The 993-nt window shown below is 57.1% G+C and carries 2 protein-coding genes; both read left to right on the top strand.

Annotated features, from left to right (window positions below; translation table 11 throughout):
* The first annotated feature begins 402 nt into the window (after positions 1-402).
* Positions 403-594, top strand: coding sequence for a hypothetical protein (locus VZ95_RS20055; RefSeq protein WP_045775811.1), 192 nt, complete (start codon positions 403-405; stop codon positions 592-594).
* Between the two features lie 92 nt (positions 595-686).
* A partial coding sequence (locus VZ95_RS20050) for a GNAT family N-acetyltransferase (RefSeq protein ID WP_156995460.1) occupies positions 687-993 on the top strand: 307 nt, incomplete at its 3' end.

The raw sequence follows: 993 nt of genomic DNA, 5'->3' as shown, positions 1-993 counted from the left end.
ATGCCGAACCCGCGCCTGCTGATCGCCGACGAACCAACCTCGGCGCTCGACCTTTCGGTTCAGGCGCAGATTCTGGCACTTTTTAGGAGAGCTTCGCACTCGGCATCGGCTGGCGATTCTGTTCATTTCCCATAACCTGCTGGCGGTGCGGGCGGTGGCGGATCGGGTGTTGGTGATGGCCGAAGGGCGGCGTGTAGAGCTTGGCCCAACCGCCGAGATTGCGCGCCCCACGCATCCGGTCACGCAAAMYTGCTGGAACGCCGAATTAATACTACCTAATTTCACTCAATTCTCTTCAAATGTCTTTACCGTTCGGTAATCGATCTGTGGGACCATCCCCGTTAGATGAGTGAGAGGCGGTAGTCAAAACCGACCCGAGGGCCGATAGACTTGGAGGCTGGCATGACGGACTTTCCTTTTTTGGTGCGTATTCCTGAAGCGACCGCAGACGAAACGACCCTGGGCGAATGGCTCGAAATCCGCGATGCGCAGTACATGAGCCGCGTCGACGTGTCCCCCGCATCGGTGACGTATGAATTCAGCTTTGCCTCGAAGCAAATTGCTGATGAATTTGCGCGCAATTTCGTAGGCTAATTTTGTCCCAAACCGGAAGCTCCCCCTCTTCCAGGACAAGGCCTCCGCCCTCGGAAATCAAAATTCGCAGGGCGGAACTACGCGATTACCCAGTGCTTGCCGATCTCTATTTAGAGGTTCGGCGCGAAACTTTTAGCTGGGTGCCCGCTGAAAGCTTCAAGTTCGAAGATTTTCATCGCGATACGCAAGGCGAACTCGTCTGGCTCGCCGAAAGTGGCGCGCAGCCGGTCGGCTTTGCCTCGGTCTATCTTCAGAGTGCGTTTTTGCATTCGCTCTATATCGACCGCAAGGCGCAAGGGCGCGGGATCGGCAGCGCGCTGCTCGCGCATGTTATTCGAACCACGCGCGGGCGGATGACGCTGAAGTGCCTGACCTTCAATCGGCTGGCGCAGGCCTTCT

It is taken from the genome of Elstera litoralis, from assembly GCF_000963705.1.
Classification (GTDB): domain Bacteria; phylum Pseudomonadota; class Alphaproteobacteria; order Elsterales; family Elsteraceae; genus Elstera; species Elstera litoralis.
Note: the sequence above shows the minus strand (reverse complement) of the source record. Positions and strands in the feature narration are given on the sequence as shown.